16 protein-coding genes and 1 pseudogene are annotated in these 19,635 nt (G+C 71.5%); 13 read left to right on the forward strand and 4 right to left on the reverse strand.

Annotation, left to right across the window (positions count from 1 at the left end):
* Positions 1–21: 21 nt before the first annotated feature.
* On the forward strand, positions 22–441 hold the full coding sequence (locus tag RC2_RS17725) for an SdpI family protein (RefSeq protein ID WP_068148559.1): 420 nt from the start codon (positions 22–24) through the stop codon (positions 439–441).
* Position 442: 1 nt separating this feature from the next.
* On the forward strand, positions 443–1,438 hold the full coding sequence (locus RC2_RS17730; protein WP_068148556.1) for a bile acid:sodium symporter family protein: 996 nt from the start codon (positions 443–445) through the stop codon (positions 1,436–1,438).
* Here the strand turns inward: RC2_RS17730 and RC2_RS17735 are convergent.
* Entirely contained in the window at positions 1,413–1,847 is a 435-nt protein-coding gene (locus tag RC2_RS17735) for a hypothetical protein (protein ID WP_068148553.1), read from the reverse strand. The two genes, RC2_RS17730 and RC2_RS17735, sit on opposite strands and share 26 nt — an antisense overlap.
* A gap of 119 nt (positions 1,848–1,966) precedes the next feature.
* Positions 1,967–2,860: a glucose 1-dehydrogenase gene (locus RC2_RS17740; protein ID WP_068148551.1), complete on the reverse strand. Its 894-nt coding sequence runs from the start codon at positions 2,858–2,860 to the stop codon at positions 1,967–1,969.
* 151 nt (positions 2,861–3,011) lie between these two features.
* Between RC2_RS17740 and RC2_RS17745 the strand changes: the two are divergent.
* A pseudogene (locus RC2_RS17745) lies at positions 3,012–3,634 on the forward strand (UdgX family uracil-DNA binding protein).
* A 37-nt stretch (positions 3,635–3,671) separates the two neighbouring features.
* Positions 3,672–5,045, forward strand: a complete 1,374-nt coding sequence (gad, locus tag RC2_RS17750; protein WP_139277457.1) for a glutamate decarboxylase — start codon at positions 3,672–3,674, stop codon at positions 5,043–5,045.
* Positions 5,046–5,071: 26 nt separating this feature from the next.
* On the opposite strand, the gene RC2_RS17755 is transcribed toward gad, so the two are convergent.
* On the reverse strand, positions 5,072–5,677 hold the full coding sequence (locus RC2_RS17755; protein ID WP_072681723.1) for a YqgE/AlgH family protein: 606 nt from the start codon (positions 5,675–5,677) through the stop codon (positions 5,072–5,074).
* Positions 5,678–5,730: 53 nt separating this feature from the next.
* Between RC2_RS17755 and RC2_RS17760 the strand changes: the two genes are divergently transcribed.
* Entirely contained in the window at positions 5,731–7,125 is a 1,395-nt protein-coding gene (locus RC2_RS17760; protein ID WP_072681724.1) for an MFS transporter, read from the forward strand.
* On the opposite strand, the gene RC2_RS17765 is transcribed toward RC2_RS17760, so the two are convergent.
* On the reverse strand, positions 7,022–8,488 hold the full coding sequence (locus RC2_RS17765; RefSeq protein ID WP_068148539.1) for a CCA tRNA nucleotidyltransferase: 1,467 nt from the start codon (positions 8,486–8,488) through the stop codon (positions 7,022–7,024). The two genes, RC2_RS17760 and RC2_RS17765, sit on opposite strands and share 104 nt — an antisense overlap.
* An 87-nt stretch (positions 8,489–8,575) precedes the next feature.
* On the opposite strand from RC2_RS17765, the gene RC2_RS17770 reads away from it, so the two are divergent.
* The 8 genes from RC2_RS17770 (at position 8,576) to RC2_RS17805 (ending at position 19,633) form a co-directional block, all read left to right on the forward strand.
* Positions 8,576–9,166, forward strand: coding sequence for an NUDIX hydrolase (locus tag RC2_RS17770; RefSeq protein WP_068148535.1), 591 nt, complete (start codon positions 8,576–8,578; stop codon positions 9,164–9,166).
* Positions 9,163–11,547 (forward strand): DUF6049 family protein, encoded by a 2,385-nt coding sequence (locus tag RC2_RS17775; RefSeq protein WP_068148532.1) that lies wholly within the window; start codon positions 9,163–9,165, stop codon positions 11,545–11,547. Before RC2_RS17770 ends, RC2_RS17775 begins: the two co-directional genes overlap by 4 nt.
* A gap of 7 nt (positions 11,548–11,554) precedes the next feature.
* Entirely contained in the window at positions 11,555–15,343 is a 3,789-nt protein-coding gene (locus tag RC2_RS17780) for a murein biosynthesis integral membrane protein MurJ (protein ID WP_068148530.1), read from the forward strand.
* Positions 15,344–15,433: 90 nt separating this feature from the next.
* The gene (gene sigM / locus RC2_RS17785) at positions 15,434–16,117 is read left to right on the forward strand and encodes an RNA polymerase sigma factor SigM (protein ID WP_068148528.1); all 684 of its coding nucleotides are present in this window, start codon (positions 15,434–15,436) and stop codon (positions 16,115–16,117) included.
* Positions 16,114–16,791 carry an RsmA family anti-sigma factor gene (locus RC2_RS17790; RefSeq protein ID WP_068148526.1) on the forward strand — a complete coding sequence of 226 codons (678 nt, stop codon included), beginning with the start codon at positions 16,114–16,116 and terminating at the stop codon, positions 16,789–16,791. The genes sigM and RC2_RS17790 overlap by 4 nt, the downstream gene beginning before the upstream one ends.
* Positions 16,792–16,901: 110 nt before the next feature.
* On the forward strand, positions 16,902–17,891 hold the full coding sequence (gene trxB, locus RC2_RS17795) for a thioredoxin-disulfide reductase (RefSeq protein ID WP_068148523.1): 990 nt from the start codon (positions 16,902–16,904) through the stop codon (positions 17,889–17,891).
* Positions 17,892–17,939: 48 nt separating this feature from the next.
* Complete coding sequence (gene trxA, locus RC2_RS17800) at positions 17,940–18,272, forward strand: thioredoxin (protein WP_068106661.1); 333 nt, start codon at positions 17,940–17,942, stop codon at positions 18,270–18,272.
* Between the two features lie 170 nt (positions 18,273–18,442).
* On the forward strand, positions 18,443–19,633 hold the full coding sequence (locus tag RC2_RS17805) for an N-acetylmuramoyl-L-alanine amidase (RefSeq protein ID WP_068148520.1): 1,191 nt from the start codon (positions 18,443–18,445) through the stop codon (positions 19,631–19,633).
* The last annotated feature ends 2 nt before the right edge of the window (positions 19,634–19,635 follow it).

Consider the following 19,635-nt stretch of genomic DNA (forward strand, 5'->3'; position numbering starts at 1 on the left):
ACGGACCGTAAACTGGACTTCGTGATCGTCGTGTCCGTGATTCTGTTCGTCCTGCTCCTGGCCGCCGCCGTCGCCCTCGGCGTGGTCGCGGTCCTCGGGCTGCGCGGGCGCCTGCGTCGCAACGCCCTGGTCGGTGTGCGCACCGAGGCGAGCATGGCCAGCGACGAGTCCTTCGCCCTCGCCAACAAGGTGGCCGCCCCCACCACCGCGGCCGCGGCCGTGATGCTGCTGCTCGGTGCGATCGCCGCGATCGCACCCGGCGGCCTGTTCGGCGTGATCGCCGCGGCCGTCACCACCGCTGCCGCACTCGTCTCGGCCGCCTACGGCGGCACCATGGGCACCCGCGCCGCGGCCGCCGCCGCGCCCGCACCCGACGAGCAGGGCGGCTGCGGTCATTCCTGCATCTCGTGCAGCCTCAAGGACGCCTGCAAGCCCGCCTGACATGGGATTTCCGCGGCGCATTGCCGCTGCTCTGGACGGGTTCGTCCTCGGGATCTTCGGCGTCGCCGCCGTTGCGACCCTGCTGCCGGCGACGGGCCGCGCATCCGACGTCCTGCACGCGGTCACCGTCGCCGCGATCGCGCTGCTGTTCTTCCTCTACGGCACCCGGCTGTCTCCGCGCGATGCCCTCGACGGGCTCACGCACTGGCGCCTGCACACCGTCGTCCTCGGATGCACGTACCTGCTGTTCCCGCTGCTCGGACTCGCGATGCGGGTGCTCACGCCGACGATCCTCACCGACGAGCTCTACACCGGCATGCTCTACCTCTGCCTGGTTCCGTCGACCATCCAGTCGTCCATCGCGTTCACCTCGATCGCCCGCGGGAACGTCGCCGGCGCCGTCGTCAGCGCGTCGGTCTCCAACCTGCTGGGCGTCGTCGTCACCCCGGTGCTCGTCGTCCTGCTCGTGACGACGACGGGGGAGGCGAGCGTCGATGCCTCCGCGATCGGCGACATTCTCCTGCAGCTGTTGGTCCCGTTCCTGCTCGGTCAACTCGCCCGTCGACGCATCGCCGGGTGGGTGCAGCGGCACGCGTCGGCCACCAAGCTCGTCGACCGCGGATCGATTCTGCTGGTCGTCTACGCCGCGTTCAGCGTCTCGCGGGTGCAGGGCGTGTGGTCGGTCCTGTCGCCGTGGCGCATCGCCGCGGTGGGGGCCGTCTGCAGCGTGCTGCTGGCGGTGGTGCTCGGGCTGACCGAGCTGATCGGGCGGCTGTGTCGCTTCGACCGCGGCGACCGCATCGTGGTGCTGTTCTGCGGCTCCAAGAAGTCGCTGGCCAGCGGGCTGCCGATCGCCTCGGTGCTCTTCGCCGGGCAGCCCATCGGCATCATCGTGCTGCCGTTGCTGATCTTCCACCAGATCCAGCTGGTGGTGTGCGCCGTGCTGGCCGCCCGGTACGAGCGGCAGGCGATCAGGGACGCTGCATCGACTTCCTGATCTCCTCGAGGCGCGCCTTGCCGGCTCGCTCACGCTCGGCGAACTTCTCGGCCTCCGTCCGGCCGGTGGCGCTCGCGGCGTCCAACTCCGCCGCACCCAGTGCCGTCCCCGACCGCCCCTCGATCCGGTCGCGGACCCCGTCCCACGTCGGGACGCCGTCGTCGGTCCAGGTCGATCCCGGCGCGGCGAGCCCGGGTTCGGTGACCCCGACCCCCACGGGCGTGCCGATCGGGTCGTCGACGATCTCCGCGTCCACGGTGACGCCGGGTTCCGGGCCCGCGAGCAGAGACGACGCCGCCTCCCGCACCGCGGCCAGCGCGGGGCGAGAGGCGGTCAGCGCCACCACGGTCTCGAGCACCTCGCGATCGGAGGGCGTGGAGTCGGTGGGCGTGGTGGCGTCGTCGGTCATGGCATCGAGGGTAGGCCCGAACCGTTACGGCATCACGGCGTCGGCCCGCCGACGCCCGGCATCACGGCGTCGGCCCGCCGACGCCCGGCATCACGGCGTCGGCCCGCCGACGCCCGGCATCACGGCGTCGGCATGCCGCCGTTGACGTTGAGGGTGTCGCCGGTGACGTAGCTCGATTCCGCGGAGGAGAGGTAGACGTACGCCGCGGCCAGCTCGGCCGGCTGACCCGCTCGGCCCAGTGGTGTCTCCTGGCCGAATTCCGGCAGCGCCGACGTCGGCTGTCCGCCCGACGCCTGCAGCGGAGTCCAGAACGGTCCCGGCGCAACGACGTTCACGCGAATGCCGCGGGGAGCGAGCTGCTGGGCGAGGGCCTTGCTCATGGTGTTGACGGCCATCTTGGTGGTCGCGTAGTCGACGAGTCCCGGCGACGGCGTGTACGCCTGGATCGAGCTGGTGGTGACGATCGTCGACCCGGCCGGCATGTGCGGCACGGCCTCCTGCACGATCCAGAACAGCGAGTAGACGTTGGTCTTGAACGTGGCGTCGAACTGCTCCGGGGTCAGGTCCTCGAGCTTCTCGACGTACTGCTGCTTGCCCGCGACGGCGACGAGGAGGTCGATGCCGCCGAAGGCGTCGACGGTGGTGCGGACGAGGCCGCGGGTGGCCTGCTCGTCGGTGAGGTCGGCGGGGGCGAGGACGGCGGTCCGGCCGGCCTCGCGCACCAGCTCGGCGACCTCCTGCGCGTCCTGTTCCTCGGACGGGAGGTAGTTGAGGACGACGTCGGCACCTTCGCGCGCGAGGGCGATGGCGACGGCGCGTCCGATGCCGGAATCGGCACCGGTGACGAGCGCCTTGCGGCCGGTCAGTCGGCCGGTGCCGCGGTAGGACCGTTCGCCGTGGTCGGCACGGGGCTCGAGGTCGGCGGCGAGACCGGGCGGGTCCTGCCGCTGCTCCGGGAACCCTTCCTGGCGGTACTGCGTCACGGGGTCGGTGAAGGTGTACTGATCGGTCACGGAGATGCTCCAACCGGGGGTGGTGGACGGAATCGGAAGCGAGGGGACGGGCGGTTTCCATCGGGTCGCTGCAGCCGCATGCCCTGCCCGCACCGACGGCAAACGACCCCCGTTGGGGTGTGGCGATCGATCGCCCGGGTACTCGCGGCGCATGGCGAAGTTCCCCGGCGCGGCGACGTTCGTGCCCGACACCCTCGACCTGGCCGAGCTCGCGACGTCGGCGCGGGAGTGCCGCGGATGCGATCTCTGGGAGCCGGCGGAGCACGTCGTGTTCGGTGCGGGCTCGGCCGGGGCACGCATGATGCTCGTCGGCGAACAGCCCGGTGATCAGGAGGATCGGCGGGCGGCGCCCTTCGTCGGACCCGCCGGCATCCTGCTGAACCGGGCTCTCGGGCAGGCCGAGATCGACCGGGACGTCACCTACGTGACCAATGCGGTGAAGCACTCGAGTTCACCCGCGGGTCGGGTCCGCGGCGCATCCACCAGAAGCCGCTCCGCTCGGAGGTGACCGCGTGTCACCCCTGGTTGCAGGCCGAACTGCGGGCCGTCGATCCGGAGGTGGTGGTCCTGCTCGGCGCGACCGCCGCGCAGGCCCTGCTGGGCCCGTCGTTCCGGATCGGGACCGGCCGCGGCGAGGTCCTGACGCTCGGGGACGCGAAGGCGGTGGCCACCGTGCATCCGTCGGCGGTCCTGCGGACCGACGACGCCGACCGTGACGCGGCGTTCGACGGTCTGGTCGCCGATCTCCGCGTGGCGGCCGGTCTGTTGCGGTGATCCCCGGGTCGGCCCGACTCCCCGTAGCGTGGCGAGGGTGACGGACACTTATCCCGACGGCACCATCGCGCCTGCGTACACCGGCCGGCTGGCGAACGATCCCGTTCCGGCCCTCCGGCTTCCCACCGATCGCACCGATCCCGATGCGGTCTACCGATTCGTGCACGACGAGTTGATGCTCGACGGCAGTTCTCGGCTGAACCTGGCGACGTTCGTCACCACGTACATGGAGCCGCAGGCCGAGAAACTCATGGCCGAAACGTTCGACAAGAACATGATCGACAAGGACGAGTATCCGGCGACGGCGGCGATCGAGCAGCGTTGCGTCAACATGGTGGCCGATCTGTGGAACGCGCCGAACCTGGACCCGACGGATCCGGCGAGCGCCACCGGGGTGTCCACCATCGGCTCGTCCGAGGCGGTCATGCTCGCCGGCTTGGCACTGAAGTGGCAGTGGCGGGCGCGGCGGCAGTCGGCGGGTGCCGATGCCACGCGCCCGAATCTGGTGCTGGGTACCAACGTTCAGGTGGTCTGGGAGAAGTTCTGCCGGTACTTCGACGTGGAGCCGATCTACCTCGACATGGAGCCGGGCCGCTACGTCATCACCCCCGACCAGGTCCGGGACGCGGTGAACGAGAACACCATCGGCGTCGTCGCCATTCTCGGCACCACGTTCACCGGTGAACTCGAGGCGGTTCGGGAGATCACGGAGGCGCTCGACGAGGTGGCCGCGGCGGGCGGGCCGGACGTGCCCGTGCACGTCGACGCCGCCAGCGGCGGGTTCGTCGTCCCGTTCCTCGACCCCGATCTGCTGTGGGACTTCCGGGTGCCGCGGGTCAAGTCGATCAACGCCAGCGGCCACAAGTACGGATTGACCTATCCGGGACTGGGTTTCGTGATCTGGCGCGAGGCGCAGGACCTCCCCGACGATCTGGTGTTCCACGTGAACTACCTCGGCGGGGACATGCCGACCTTCACGCTGAACTTCTCCCGCCCCGGCAATCAGGTGGTGGGGCAGTACTACAACTTCCTGCGTCTCGGACGCCGTGGGTACACCGACGTCATGGCCTCGCTCCGCGCGACGGCCACCCGCGTCGCCGGTCGGCTGGCCGCCTCCGACACGTTCGACGTCATCGGTGACGGGCAGGCGCTCCCGGTGGTCGCGTTCGCTCTGCGGGGCGAGCAGGACCTCACCGTGTTCGACATCTCCCACGAGCTGCGGGCACGCGGCTGGCAGGTGCCGGCGTACACGATGCCGGCGCGCGCCGAGGACGTCGCGGTCCTGAGAATCGTGGTGCGCGAGGGGTTCTCGGCGGATCTCGCCCGGCAGCTGTGCGACGCGATCGACGAGGTGGTGACCGCCCTGCGCGACCGCGGTGGCCACTCGCACGCCCGCGCCTTCGCCCACTGACCGGCGTGCGCACCGGCGTCACCCGGTCAGTTGGTGGACGTGTCCAGGGGATGCGTGGCCAGCATCGCGAGCGGCATCGGCTGGCGACGCAGCACCCGTGCCCACAGGTCGACCCGACCGGACCCGACGACGTCCGTCGGCAACGCGGACACGACCATCCAGTCGTCGCGCTCGAGTTCGCCCTCGAGTTGGCCGATCGTCCATCCCGAGTACCCCGCGAAGATCCGCATGCCGTCGATCGACGACGCGACGGCCGACGGCTCGGAGTCCAGGTCCACCATGACCACCCGACCGTCGACGCGGCGCAACCCCGGCACGTTCTCCGTGGCGACACCCGGACGCAGGGTCGCCAGGCACAGCGCGGAATCGCGCTTGACCGGACCACCCACGTGCAGGGCCTTCGGCGCGCTGGTCAGCGGCGCCCACTGCGGGAGGACGTCGTGCACCGCCGTGTCGCTGGGCCGATTCAGGACCACGCCGAGACTGCCGGCGTCGTTGTGTTCGATCACGTACACGACCGTGCGTCGGAACGTCGGTTCCACGAGTTCGGTGGACGAGACCAGCAAGCTTCCGGGCCGCACGGCGTGGTCGGGCATCGCCGTCCGGTCCTCCGGGTCCTCTGCGTGTGCCACGGTCTCATCATGGCACCGGCGGTCGCCCCGCGCCGCGAGACGGGGCAGGGCACATGAGCACGATCGCGGCCACCGTCCGATCGGTCGTGCAGGACCCCGATGCGCGCCGCCTCGCGCTGGTCCGACTGGCGACGCAGTTCGGTGACGGCATGGTGCAGGCCGCGCTGGGTGGAGTCGTGCTCTTCGACCCCGCGCGGGCGGCCGACCCGCTGACCATCGCCGCCGGGTTCGCCGTCCTGCTGTTGCCGTACTCGCTGGTCGGGCCCGTCGCCGGCGTCGCGCTGGACCGCCTCGACCGCCGCGCCGTCCTGGTCGGAGCCGGCCTGGCGAAGACCGCCCTGATCGTCCTCGCCACGGTGTTGCTGCTGGTGGACGCGTCCACCGCGACCGTCCTGGTGACCGCCCTCGTCCTCGTCGGCATCAGCCGCTTCGTCCTCGCGGGGATGTCCGCCGCGCTGCCCCGGGTCGTCGCGACGGACGCGCTGGTCCCCACCAATTCCGCGCTCGTCACCCTCGGCGCGGTCACCGCCGCGGCCGGGGCGGGCGTCGCCACCACGGTCCTCGCCCTCGCCGGCCCGACGGGTGTTCCCGCCGCCGTCGCGACCGCCGTGTCGGCTCTGGGCGCCGTCGTCGCCGCCCTCCTCGCCCGGCGCTTCCCGCCCGGTCGGCTGGGTCCGGCCGGAGACCGCACCACCGAGCGTGGCGACGCCGGGAGGATCGTCGGTGTCGGACGCGGCGTCGCGACGGGTCTGCGCACCGTCGCCGCGACGCCGACCGTGCGCTCGGCGCTGCTCGGTGTCGGCGCCCACCGCGTCGTCTTCGGCATCGACACCGTCGTGACGATCCTGGTGCTCCGCGACGCGGCCACCACCGCGCGCGCGACCGTGCTGCCGGTGGGCATCGCGGGCTTCGGTCTGGCCGTCACCGCGACCGCGGCGGGACTGTTCGTCGCCGCCCTCACCACCCCGATCCTGCGCCCCCGCCTGGGTGCGCGCCGACTGACGGCCTCGGCGTTGGTGCTGGCCGCCGCCGTGCAGGGAACCCTGGTGATCACGCTCGAGCCCGACCTGCTCGTCGTCGGCGCCTTCGTTCTCGGCGTGGCCGGCCAGACCGTCAAGCTCAGCGCCGACGCGGCCCTGCAGACCGACGTCGACGATCGGCGTCGCGGCCGCGTGTTCGCCCTGCAGGACACCGTGTTCAACATCGCGTTCGTCGTGGCGGTGGCCGCCGTGGCCGTCGCGTTCGGTCCGGTGAGCACCGCATCGAGGGCCGTCGCTCTCGGCGCGGTGGGCGTCGGCGCGGCGCTCTACCTCGTCGTCGCGGTGATCGTCGCCCGCTCGGCCGTCACTCGGCCTGCTGTGCCGATCGACGGGAGTTCCACCACGCCACCAACTCTCGCTCCGCCTCGTCGCGGTCCAGCGGACCCCGGTCCAGACGGAGCTCCTTGAGGAATCGCCAGGCCCGACCCACCTCGGGACCGGCCGGGATGTCCAGCAGTTCCATGATCGCGTTGCCGTCGAGGTCCGGACGCACCCGCGCCAGGTCCTCCTGCTCGGCCAACCGGTCGATCCGCGCCTCGAGATCGTCGTACGTCGCCTGCAGGGCCGCCGCGCGCCGCTTGTTGCGCGTCGTGCAGTCCGCCCGCACCAACTTGTGCAGCCGCGGGAGCAGGTCCCCGGCGTCGGTCACGTAGCGCCGCACCGCCGAGTCGGTCCACTGGCCCTTGCCGTATCCGTGGAAACGCAGATGCAGGAAGACCAGCTGGGCGATGTCGTCGGTCGCCTTCTTCGGATACTTGAGCGCACGCAGCCGACGCCGCACCATCTTGGCGCCCACCACCTCGTGATGGTGGAAACTGACGCCGCCACCCGGCTCGTTGCGCTTGGTGTCCGGCTTGCCGATGTCGTGCAGCAGCGCCGCCCACCGCAGGATCGGATCCGGGTCGCCCTCCTCGAGGTCGATCGCCTGCTGCAGCACCGTGAGCGAATGCCAGTACACGTCCTTGTGCTGGTGGTGCTCGTCGATCTCGAGTTTCATCGCCGGGACCTCGGGGACGATGCGCTGCGCGATTCCCGTGTCGCACAGTGCTTCCACCCCGTCCACGGCGTGTTCGCCGAGGATCAGCTTGTCCAGCTCCGCGGTGATGCGCTCGACCGTGATCCGATCGATCTGCGCGGCCATCTCCTGTACCGCGGTGCGCACCCGCGGCATGAGGGTGAACCCCAGCTGGGAGACGAAGCGCGCCGCCCGCAGCATCCGCAGGGGATCGTCGGCGAACGAGATCTCGGGCTCGGTGGGCGTGTCCAGCACCCCCTCGAGCAGCGCGTCGAACCCGCCGAGAGGATCGACCAGTTCGCCCGCCCCGTCGCCGTCCACCCGGACGGCCATCGCGTTCACCGTGAAGTCGCGCCGCACCAGGTCGTCCGCCAACGTCGAGCCGTACCGCACCACCGGATTGCGCGAGACCCGGTCGTAGGCGTCGCTGCGGAACGTCGTGATCTCGATCTGCCGACCGTTCCGCACGGCGCTCACGGTGCCGAACTCGATGCCGGTGTCCCACTGATGGTCCGCCCACCCCGCCAACAGAGCCTGCGTGTGCTCGGGCAGGGCGTTGGTCGTGAAGTCCAGATCCGTGTTCAGTCGACCGAGCAGCGCGTCGCGAACACTGCCGCCGACGAGGAACAACTCGTACCCGGCCGTCGCGAAGAGCGCACCCAACGGACGCAGAATGTCGTCGTGCGCCCGAAGCGCCACGGCACCCGACGCCAGCAGACGCGCACGCCTCTCGGGATCCGGAACGGAAGTGGACACGTCGCAACACCCTACCGACGTCCCCCCACCACCCGACCGCGGCGACGAACACGGGAGACACGCCCCTCGGCAACTAGTATCGATCGGGTGTCCGGTCCCGAACGAGCCAAGCGAACCCGTCGCGGTGTGCGACGGCGGGGGCGCGGCGACGCGACCGGCCGGACCGGCGATCGACCCGCCCTGCGAACCGTGCGCGAGACCTCGGCCGGCGGGCTCGTCGTCGACGGTCTCGGAGGACCGCGCGAGCGTCTCTGCGCCGCGCTGATCGGCCGCACCGACCGGCGCGGACGCCTCCTGTGGTCCCTGCCCAAGGGTCACATCGAGCGCGGCGAGACCCCCGAGCAGACCGCCGAACGCGAGGTCGCCGAGGAAACCGGCATCAACGGCACCGTGCTCGCTCCGCTCGGCAGCATCGACTACTGGTTCGTCACCGAGGGGCGACGCGTGCACAAGACCGTGCACCACTACCTCCTGCGCTTCACGGGCGGTCAACTCTCGGACGAGGACGTCGAGGTCACCGAGGTCGCCTGGGTGCCGCTCGCCGAACTGCACACTCGGCTCGCCTACGCCGACGAGCGCAAACTCGCCGAGCGCGCCGGCGACATGATCGACCGGATGGCCGCGGACCCCGCCGGCTTCACCCCCCCGGTCGACGGCCGCGGCACCGCAGAAGCATGAGGCCCCTCGCCACCCGCCTCCTCGCCCTGCTCCTGGCCCTGTTCGCCACGGTGGCCGCGGTCGGCCTCACCGTCGCGGTGGGTCCCGCCGCCGCACAACCCACCACACCTCCCGACACCTCCGTCGACGGCACGTTCCTGCGCATCTCCGTCGACGAGGTCACCCCCACCACGGTCACCACCACCTCGCCTCCCGAGGTCACCGTCCGTGGCACCGTCACCAACGTGGGCGACCGGCCCGTCTCCGACATCGGCGTCCGGCTGCAACGCGCCCCGGCCGTGCGGACCGACGCAGGCCTCCGATCGGCGCTCGCCGACGACCAGGACGTCTTCGACACCGTCGGGAACTTCGACGAACTCGCCGGCGGCGAACCGCTGCGGCAGGGACAGGACCTGCCGTTCACCCTGTCGCTGCCGCTGCGCGCGTCCGACGGCACCCTCTCGCTGGGCATCGACCGCCCCGGCATCTATCCGATGCTGGTCAACGTCAACGGCACTCCCGACTACGGCCAGCAGGCCCGGCTCGACGACGCCGCGTTCCTGCTGCCCGTCGCCGGGCTCCCGCGCGACACCACGGTGACCGACCTCGCGGCACCGACGGGTGTGCCGCTGCCCCCCGACACCGGCCGACCCGTCGCCGCCACCGTGGTGTGGCCGCTCGCCGATCGGCCGCGGCTCGCCGCCGGACTGCCCGGCACCGTCGACGAGAAGGTGCGCCTGATCGACGACGAGTTGGCGACGTCCCTCGGCACCGGGGGACGACTCGACGGGCTGCTCACCGCGCTCGAGTTCGCCGTGCAGCCCTCGGTCGATCCCCAAGGCGCCCTCGCCGCGTCCACGTGCGTCGCCGTCGACCCCGATCTGTTGGTGACCGTCGCCGCGATGACCCGCGGATACCTCGTCGTCGACGCCGCCGACCCGACGGGACCGGCCCGCGACGGAACGGGCACCGACGCTGCCGTCGCCTGGCTGGACCGGCTCCGCGCGCTGGTCGCGGACCGCTGCGTCGTCGCCGTGCCGTTCGCGCAGGCCGACCTGTCCGCCGTCGCCGCGTCGGGGGACACCGCCCTGGCGCAGTCCGCCGTCGCGTCCCCGCCGGACGTCGTCGATTCGCTGCTCGGGGTCTCGTCGCGCCGCGACGTCGTGTGGCCCGCCGCCGGAACCGTCGACACCGCCGCGGCCGACATGGTCGCCGCCACCCCCGCGTCGTCCCCCGGCGCCACCGACTCCGGACGGTCGTTGTTGCTGGCGCGGTCCGCCGTCGACGTCGTGGACGCCGGCACGTCGCCGGACACCGTGCTGCTCGCCGGTACGGCCGCATCGGACCGGGCCGTGCTGTTCGACGACGAGGTGAGCACCGCCCTCGCCGGCGTCGGCGCCGAGCCCGTCACCCCCGCGTTCACACCCGACGCGCAGCGGATCGACCTGGCGGCGGACTCGCGCACGGCGCGACTCCAGGACGCGCTGGGTGCGCTGCAGTACGAGGCGCTGCTTCCGTCGGGTGCGCCCGGCGCGACCCCGCGGCTCGACCGCGGGCCGCGCTCGCTGGCGGTCGTGCCGCCGCAGACGTGGACTCCGGACCGGGAGGAGGCCTCGGCCGTCCTCGGCACCGTCGCCGGGCTCCTGCGCAGCGGCCTCGCGACTCCTCGGCCCCTGGCCGACCTGGTGGGGGTGACCCCGCCCGCCGAGCCGGCGACGCTGGTGTCGCCGTCGGACGGGTCACCGGATGCGAGCCTCGTGGACACCGCACGCGACCAGGGCGGACGCATCACCGCACTGCAGTCGGCACTCGTGCAGGACCCGCGCTCGTCGCTGACCCCGGCGTTGTTCGCCGCGCCCCTGCGGGAGGACCTGCTCCGCACCCTGAGCACGGCCGGTCGCGGCGGCACCGACTCGACGGCGATCGACGACGCCGCCCGAATCCGCGCGGAAGCCGTCGTCGCGGGCATCGATCGCGCCTACGGGGCGGTGACGATCCTCGCGCCCGGCGGCGTCTTCACCCTCGCCTCGGAGGCCAGCCCGCTGCTGTTGGTGGCCCGGAACGACCTCCCGATCGGCATCGCGGTGACCCTGGCGGTCGACGCCCCACCGGCCATGGAGGTCGAGGACATCGGCCCGCAGCAGTTGCCGCCCCGCGGCAGCCGCTCGCTGCAGGTGCCCGCGCGGGTGAGCGATTCCCGCAAGATGGTCGTCGAGTTCTCGCTCGGCACGAGCGACGGCGTCGAGCTGGGGCAACCGGCCGAGGTGACCGTTCGGTCCAATGCGTACGGTCGTGCCTTGGCTCTGATCACTGTCGGAGCCGGGATACTGCTGGTGCTGCTGGTGGGCCGTCGCCTGTGGCACCGGTTCCGCGGGCAACCCGACCCCGCCGACGAACAGTGAGGACGCGATGAGCGGAACCACGTCCGCCGAGCAGAGCGCGGCAGACCCGAGCGCTGTGCAGACCGGCGCCGACGATCGGCGCGGCAGCTCCCGGTTGCTGTCCGCGACCGGCGCGATCGCGTTCGCGACGCTCTGCAGCCGGATCACCGGCTTCGTCAAACAGCTGCTCCTGGTCACCGTCCTCGGCGTCACCGTCGCGAGCTCGTACACCGTCGCCAGCCTGATTCCCAACATGATCGCGGAGTTGGTGCTGGGCGCGGTGCTGACGGCGATCGTGGTCCCGGTCCTGGTCCGTGCGGAGTCCGAGGACGCGGACGGCGGTCGCGCGTTCGTCCGCCGCCTGTTCACGGCGGCGTTGACCATGCTGGTGATCGCCGCCGTGCTGGCCACGGCCGCCGCGCCGCTGCTCACGCGCTACGTCTTCCTCTCGGACGACGGCCAGGTGAACACGGCCCTCACCACCGCCCTGCTGTTTCTCCTGCTGCCCGCCATCCTCTTCTACGGGCTGTCCGCGCTGTTCACGGCGATCCTCAACACCCGGCAGAACTTCAAGCCCGGGGCGTGGGCGCCGGTGCTCAACAACCTCGTGGTCCTCGCGGTCCTGGTCGTGTACCTCCTGATGCCCGGGGAGATCTCGCTCGATCCGGTGCGGATCAGCAACCCCAAACTGCTCGTCCTCGGCCTCGGCATCACCCTGGGCGTCGTGGTGCAGGCGACCAGCCTGATCCCGGCGCTGCGCCGCAACCACATCGATCTCCGCCCCCTGTGGGGACTCGACGATCGACTGCGCCGCTTCGGTGGCATGGCCGTCGCGATCGTGCTCTACGTCGTGATCAGCCAGATCGGCATGGTCGTCGCCACTCGCATCTCCTCGCACGTCGACCCCGCCGGACCCGTCATCTACAACCAGGCCTGGATCCTGTTGCAGCTGCCCTACGGCGTTCTCGGCGTCACCGTGCTCACCGCGATCATGCCGCGACTGAGCCGCAACGCCGCCGCCCGCGACGTCCCTGCCGTCGTCGACGATCTGTCCGTCGCCACCCGCCTGACCATGCTGGCCCTGGTCCCGGTGATCGGCTTCCTCACCGTCGCCGGACCGCAGGTGGGCGAGGCGCTGTACGGCTACGGCAACTTCGGCAGCGCCGACGCCGCCCGGCTCGGCGAGGCGGTCAGCTGGTCCGCGTTCACCCTGGTGCCGTACTCGCTGGTGCTGATCCATCTCCGCGTCTTCTACGCGCGCGAACAGGCCTGGACCCCGACGTGGATCGTCCTCGGCATCACCGCCGTCAAGGTCGGTCTCTCCGCACTGGCCCCGCTCGTCGCCTCGTCGGACCGATCCGTGGTCCTGCTGCTCGGTGCGGCCAACGGCCTCGGCTACCTGACGGGCGCGATCATCGGCTGGATGCTCCTGCGCCGCACCCTCGGCGACCTGCGTCTCGACGGCGTCCGGCGCACCGTCGTCGTCACCGCCCTCGCCACGGCGGTCGGCATGCTCGCCGTGGTGCTGGCCGACACCCTGCTCGGTCTCGATCGCCTCACCGGGCCGGCCGCGTTGCTGCGCGTGCTCTTCGACGGGGCCGTGATGCTGCTGGTCACCGGTCTCGGTCTCGTGCGAGCACGCATCCCCGAGATCGACGCCGTGACCGTCGCCGTGCGACGACGCCTCGGACGTGCGACACCGGCTCCCCCGGCGGACCCTCAGATGTTCGCCGAGACCGAGTTGATCCCCGCGATCGGCAGCCCCGATCTCCCGCCGGTGGGACGACCGACCGGCGGGTTCGGTCCGACGCCCCACGTCGGACCGCTCCCGTACCCTGTGGATCGTGAGGCCCCCGGGACGACCGGTGACCGAGGGTCGGTCCGACGGGTGCAGAACGTGCCCCCGGACGAATCCCTCACCACCATTCTCCCGGTGGTCCGCACCGGTTCCACCAGACGTGACGAAGGAGTGTCCGTGACCGACGACGAGGCGACCCGGGGTCAGGCGACCCGGGACGACGGCCCCGCCCGGCCCGACGGCGGCGTGCACACCGACCGCACGGACGACGCCCCGACCACCGCGGATGCTCCGGCCACCGCGACCCCGACACCGGCGGCGACCCCGACGACCGACGACGCCGCCACCGACCCCGGTCGGGTCGTCGCGGACGAGGCGTCGACGGCTGCGGACGACACCGCCTCGGCCGCCGGCGAGGCGTCGCTCGACCCGGCCACGACAGGCGTCGTGCCCGTCGGATCGCCACCGCTCCCGCCGGCCGTGCCCCCGACCGACGCCCGGCGAGCCCCGCTGCGGGGGCCCACGCTGGTGCCGGGTGCCTCCGTCGCGGGCGGTCGCTACCGTCTGCTCGCGCCCCACGGCGGTGCCCGCGGCCTGAAGTTCTGGCAGGCCCACGACGTCAAGCTCGACCGCGAAGTGGCGCTCACCTTCGTCGATGCCGAGCAGCGTGCCGACGGTGGTGCCGACGACACCCGAGGCGACGGCCCCCAGGCCGTGCTCTCGCGGACGTTGCGGCTCGGCCGGATCTCCTCACCGGGCCTGGCCCGCGTACTCGACGTGGTGCGCGGCAGCTCCGGCGGCATCGTCGTCGCCGAGTGGACGCGGGGTCGGTCCCTGCGGGAGATGGCCGACACCACGCCGTCGCCGCTCGGGGCGGCCAATGCCATCAAGTCCCTCGCCGCAGCCGCGGAGCAGGCCCATCGCAGCGGTGGCGCCCTGTCCATCGACCATCCCGATCGGGTGCGGATCAGCGTCAAGGGCGACGCGGTGCTGGCGTTCCCGGCCACGTTCGCCGACGCCGACCCGAGCTCCGACGTCCGCGGCCTGGGCGCGATGCTCTACGCACTCGTGACCGCCCGATGGCCGCTCGGCGACGCACGCGAGACCGGATCGGTCGGCGGCATGGCGCTGGCCGACCGCACCGCGGCGGGAGCGCCCGTCGACCCGCGTGAGATCCGCTCCGACATCCCGTTCGAGGTGTCCGCCGTCGCCGTTCGCGCCCTCGAGCAGAACAGCGGCATCCGCACGGCCGCGACGGTGCAGCACATCCTGGGCCAGGCGGCCGTCGTCAACGAGAAGACCGACTACATCCCGGCCCTGCGCCTCGGCCAACGGCCGCCGGGCGCGACGGGTCATGCCCTCGCCGATCCCGACGAGCCGGACGCCAAGTCCAACCGCACGCTGATCGTGCTGGCGGGACTCGGTGCTCTCACGGTCCTGGTCCTCGGGCTCGTGGGGTGGTGGCTGGCGAACCTGCTCGCCGGCGGTGGGACGGACGAGCCGCTGACCGAGCAGAACTTCGGCCTGACCACCTCCGCGGTCGCGCCCGCGGACCCGGGGGGATCGGCTGCGCCCGCGGCGCCCGCCCCGGTGGCCATCTCCTCGGTGGAGGTCTTCTCCCCGCAGGGCACGGCCGACAGTCCCGCCACCGTCGACAACGTGCTCGACAACGATCCGGCGACCGTGTGGCAGACGGACTCGTACTTCAACCCGTTCCCATCCCTCAAGAGCGGAGTCGGCATCCTGGCCACGCTCGACGGCGACGTGACCCCCGCCTCGGTGTCGATCGACTCGCCGTCGCCGGGCACGGTGGTGGAGATCCGGAGTGCGTCGTCGGCGTCGCCCACGCTGGACGACACCCAGGTGATCGGTCAGGCCACGCTGGGCAACGGCCGCACCGACATCGCCGTCACCCCGGACGGGCCCACGGAGTACCTGCTGGTGTGGATCACGGATCTCAGCACGCAGGGTGGCCGCAATCAGAGCTCGATCGCGGACATCACCGTCACCGCGGGCTGATCGTTCGGCCACGCATCGTGCGTGGTCACAAGCATGTCGTCGTACCGCCAGGACGGTTCGGTTCTCGGCTAGTCTCCGCGCGTGCGACTCATGGGGGGAGTCGCCGGGGGTGACGCCACGGACGGCGAGCTGCTGGCGGCACATATCGCGGGGGACAGGACGGCATTCGCCGTCCTGGTCCGCCGTCATCAGGATCATCTGTGGATCACGGCACGGCGGGCGAGCTACTCCGCCGAGGACGCCGCCGACGCCCTGCAGGACGCACTGCTCAGCGCTCATCGGACCGCCCACTCGTTCCGGGCCGACGCCGCCGTCCGCAGTTGGCTCCACCGCATCGTGGTCAACGCCTGCCTCGACCGAATCCGGCGCAACCGGGTCCGCCCCACCGTCCCGCTGGACGACGACGTGCGCGAACCGCGGGATCCGTCCGACCACTACGCCGATCTGGACCTGTCGATGGTGGTCGAGCGGGCGCTGTTCACCCTCCCTCCCGACCAGCGAGCGGCCATCGTGGCCGTCGACATGGAGGGCTACTCCGTCGCCGACGCCGCGGCCGCGCTGGGGGTGCCCACGGGGACCATCAAGAGCCGCTGCGCACGTGGACGGCAGAAGCTCGCCGAAGTCCTGCGGACGGTCCGAACGGACGACGGCGGCGGCCAGGATCTGCACTTCACCGCTGTCTCGGATGTCGGGATGTCCGCCCCCGGGCCCTCGCGGCCGACTCGGCCGACGGCGGGAACCGAATCCCGCGGCGATGCGTCCAAGAGGGCATGACCAGTGACGGCGGGCGGCCCGGCGAGCCGGCGGGGCACCCCGCACCCGGGCACGACGAGCTCGCCGACCTGCACGCCGGAGCCCTGTCCGACGCCGACGCCGCACGCCTGCGTCCACGCATCCTGGCCTCGCGGGAGAGCAGGGAGTACCTGAGGAGCTTGGACGAGGTGCAGCGCCTCCTCCGTGAGCGCGGAACCGATCTTCACGCCGGAGCACCCATTCCGCCCGCGGTGGAGGAGCAACTCCACGCGGCACTCGCCTGCGCACCCTCCTCCGGACTCTCGCGCCGGCACGCGCTCGGCGCCGCCGCGGCGGCCGTGGCTCTCGTGATCGGTGTCGGTGCCCTCGCCACGTGGTGGCCACGGGGTGACCCTGCGTCGACGACGGTGGCCGCGCCCGGTTCCGTCGTCACCCGCACGGACGTGGCGACGCTGATCGGTCGGCGCGACGACGGCCCACTGGCCGATCCGTCGACACTCGCGGCGTGTCTCGCCGCCAACGGGGTGGCCGCCGAGACTCGAGTTCTGGGGTCCGGGCCGGTCACGCTCGACGGGCGGGAGGCGACGCTGGTGGTTCTGCCCGGTACGACGCCGGGTGCGCTGGTCGCCCTGGCCGTCGGCCCTCGCTGCGGGCCCGGATTTCCCGACACCGTCGCGCGGGCGGACATCGGCTGACCGGGGAACAATCGCCGCTGACCTAGTGTTGAGGCGATCACGGGCGGTGCACCACGTGTGCCCTGCCGACCGCGTCCTCGTACGCGGCACCCTCACCACGGAAGGCGAAGATGACGACTTCGGACATCCACGACCTGATCATCGTCGGGTCCGGCCCCGCCGGATACACCGCGGCGGTCTATGCGGCCCGCGCGGAGCTGAAGCCGCTGGTGTTCGAGGGCACCCAGTTCGGTGGCGCTCTCATGACCACCACCGAGGTGGAGAACTTCCCCGGCTTCCGCGACGGCATCATGGGCCCCGACCTCATGGAGCAGATGCGCGAGCAGGCCCAGCGCTTCGGAGCCGACATCCGCACCGAGGACGTCGAGGCTCTCGACCTGACCGGCGACGTCAAGACCGTCACCGTCGACGGGACCGTCCACTCCGCGCGCGCGATCATCCTGGCGATGGGCGCCGCTGCCCGCTACCTGGGCGTTCCCGGCGAGCAGGAACTGCTGGGCCGGGGCGTGTCCGCCTGCGCCACCTGCGACGGCTTCTTCTTCCGTGACCAGGACATCGCCGTCATCGGCGGCGGCGACTCGGCAATGGAGGAAGCGACCTTCCTCACGCGGTTCGCGCGCTCGGTCACCATCGTCCACCGCCGCGAGGAGTTCCGCGCCTCCCGGATCATGCTCGAGCGGGCCAAGAGCAACGAGAAGATCTCCTTCGTCACCAACGCCGAGGTGCTCGAGATGCAGGGTGACACCGGCATCACCGGCCTGAAGATCAAGGACACCGTCACCGGCGAGGAGCGCGTGCTCGACGTGACCGGCATCTTCGTCGCCATCGGTCACGATCCCCGGTCCGAACTCGTCCGCGGTCAGGTCGACCTGGACGACGACGGCTACGTACGAGTCCAGGCCCCCACCACGGCCACCTCGATCGACGGCGTCTTCGCCGCGGGTGACCTGGTGGACCACGTGTACCAGCAGGCGATCACCGCCGCGGGCACCGGTTGCTCGGCTTCCATCGACGCCGAGCGGTGGCTCGCCGAGCAGGGCGAGATCACCGAGAACACGGTCGAGAACGCCGACCGCGACGTCGACGCCGTGAGCGTCTGACCCCCACCCCTGTAGTTCGTCCACCCGACCCCCTCGATGGAGAAGCGCATGTCCGACACCAATACCGTCACCATCAGCGACGACACCTTCGGTTCCGAGGTCCTGCAGAGCGAGAAGCCCGTGCTCGTGGACTTCTGGGCCACCTGGTGCGGCCCGTGCAAGATGGTCGCCCCGGTGCTCGACGAGATCGCCGGTGAGCACGGAGACAAGCTGACCGTCGCCAAGCTCGACATCGACGCCAACCCGAAGGCCGCGCGGGACTTCAAGGTCATGTCGATCCCGACCATGATCCTGTTCAAGGGCGGCGAGCCCGTGAAGACGATCGTCGGCGCCAAGGGCAAGGCCGCGCTCCTGCGCGACCTCGAGGACGTCCTGTCCTGACTGCTCGATCTGCTGCGTTCACGACGCCCGGTGTGCGCGACACGCCGGGCGTCGTGCCGTAGGCGGTCCCGACGATTGTCGGGCGCGCATCATCGTCTGAGACAATCGGACGGTTGGACACGACGGGCCGAGTCCGTCGTCCGGTGGACACGAGGAAAGGGCCGAACAGCATGAAACCACTCCGTCACGGCGATCACGGTCCGGCCGTCGCGGAGATCAGGGACATTTTGAGCACCCTCGGTTTCCTGGCTCCCCTCGATGCGGCACGCGGTGGTACCGGCGCGACATGGACCGAACCCGACGTCACCTTCGACGTCCGTCTGGACGAGGCCGTCCGGGCATTCCAGCAGCAACGCGGCCTGCTGGTGACCGGCGAGGTGGACACCGCCACCTACCGGTCCATCAAGGAAGCGTCTTTCCGACTCGGCGCGCGCACGCTGATCTACCAGCTCGCAGCGCCGCTCTACGGCGACGACGTCGCCACCCTGCAGCGCCGTCTGCAGGACCTGGGCTTCTACGACGGCCGCGTCGACGGCTTCTTCGGCGCTCGGACCCACGAGAGTCTGTCGTCGTTCCAGGAAGAGATCGGACTGTCGGCCGACGGCATCTGTGGGCCGGCCACGTTGCGCGCGCTCGAGCTGCTGGGCCCGCGCGTCACGGGTGGCTCACCGCATGCCATCTCCGAGGAGGAACTGGTCCGCAGCTCCGGACCCCAACTCACGGGCAAGCGCATCGTCATCGATCCCGGCCTGGGCGGCGACAACACCGGTGCCGTGGTCACCACCGCCGACGGAACGACCACCGAGGAGGCCATCCTCTGGGACCTGGCCGGTCGGCTCGAGGGGCGCATGGCCGCCACCGGGATGGAGACCTACCTCTCCCGTGCGCGCGGCACGGATCCGAGTACCGCGCAGCGAGCCGAGACGGCCAACTCCATCGGTGCGGACCTGATGATCTCGCTGCGATGCAGCACCCACACCAGCCCGGTGGCGCACGGCGTCGCGAGCTTCCACTTCGGCAACTCCCACGGTTCTGCCTCGCTCATCGGCCAGGTACTCACCGGGTACATCCAGCGTGAGATCGTGGCTCGAACGTCGTTGCAGGACTGCCGTTCTCACGGTCGCACGTGGGATCTCCTGCGCCTGACCAACATGCCGACGGTTCAGCTCGACCTCGGCTATCTCAGCAACGATCACGACGTCGCGGTGCTCACCGACCCACGCCAGCGCGACATCGTCGCCGAGGCGATTCTGGTGGCGGTGAAGCGCCTCTACCTGCTCGGCCAGGACGATCAGCCGACCGGAACGTTCACGTTCGCGGAACTGCTCGCCTACGAGTTGGCCGCGTCCGAACGGGCCTGAGC

The organism is Rhodococcoides corynebacterioides NBRC 14404 (genome assembly GCF_001894765.1).
GTDB lineage: Bacteria > Actinomycetota > Actinomycetes > Mycobacteriales > Mycobacteriaceae > Rhodococcoides > Rhodococcoides corynebacterioides.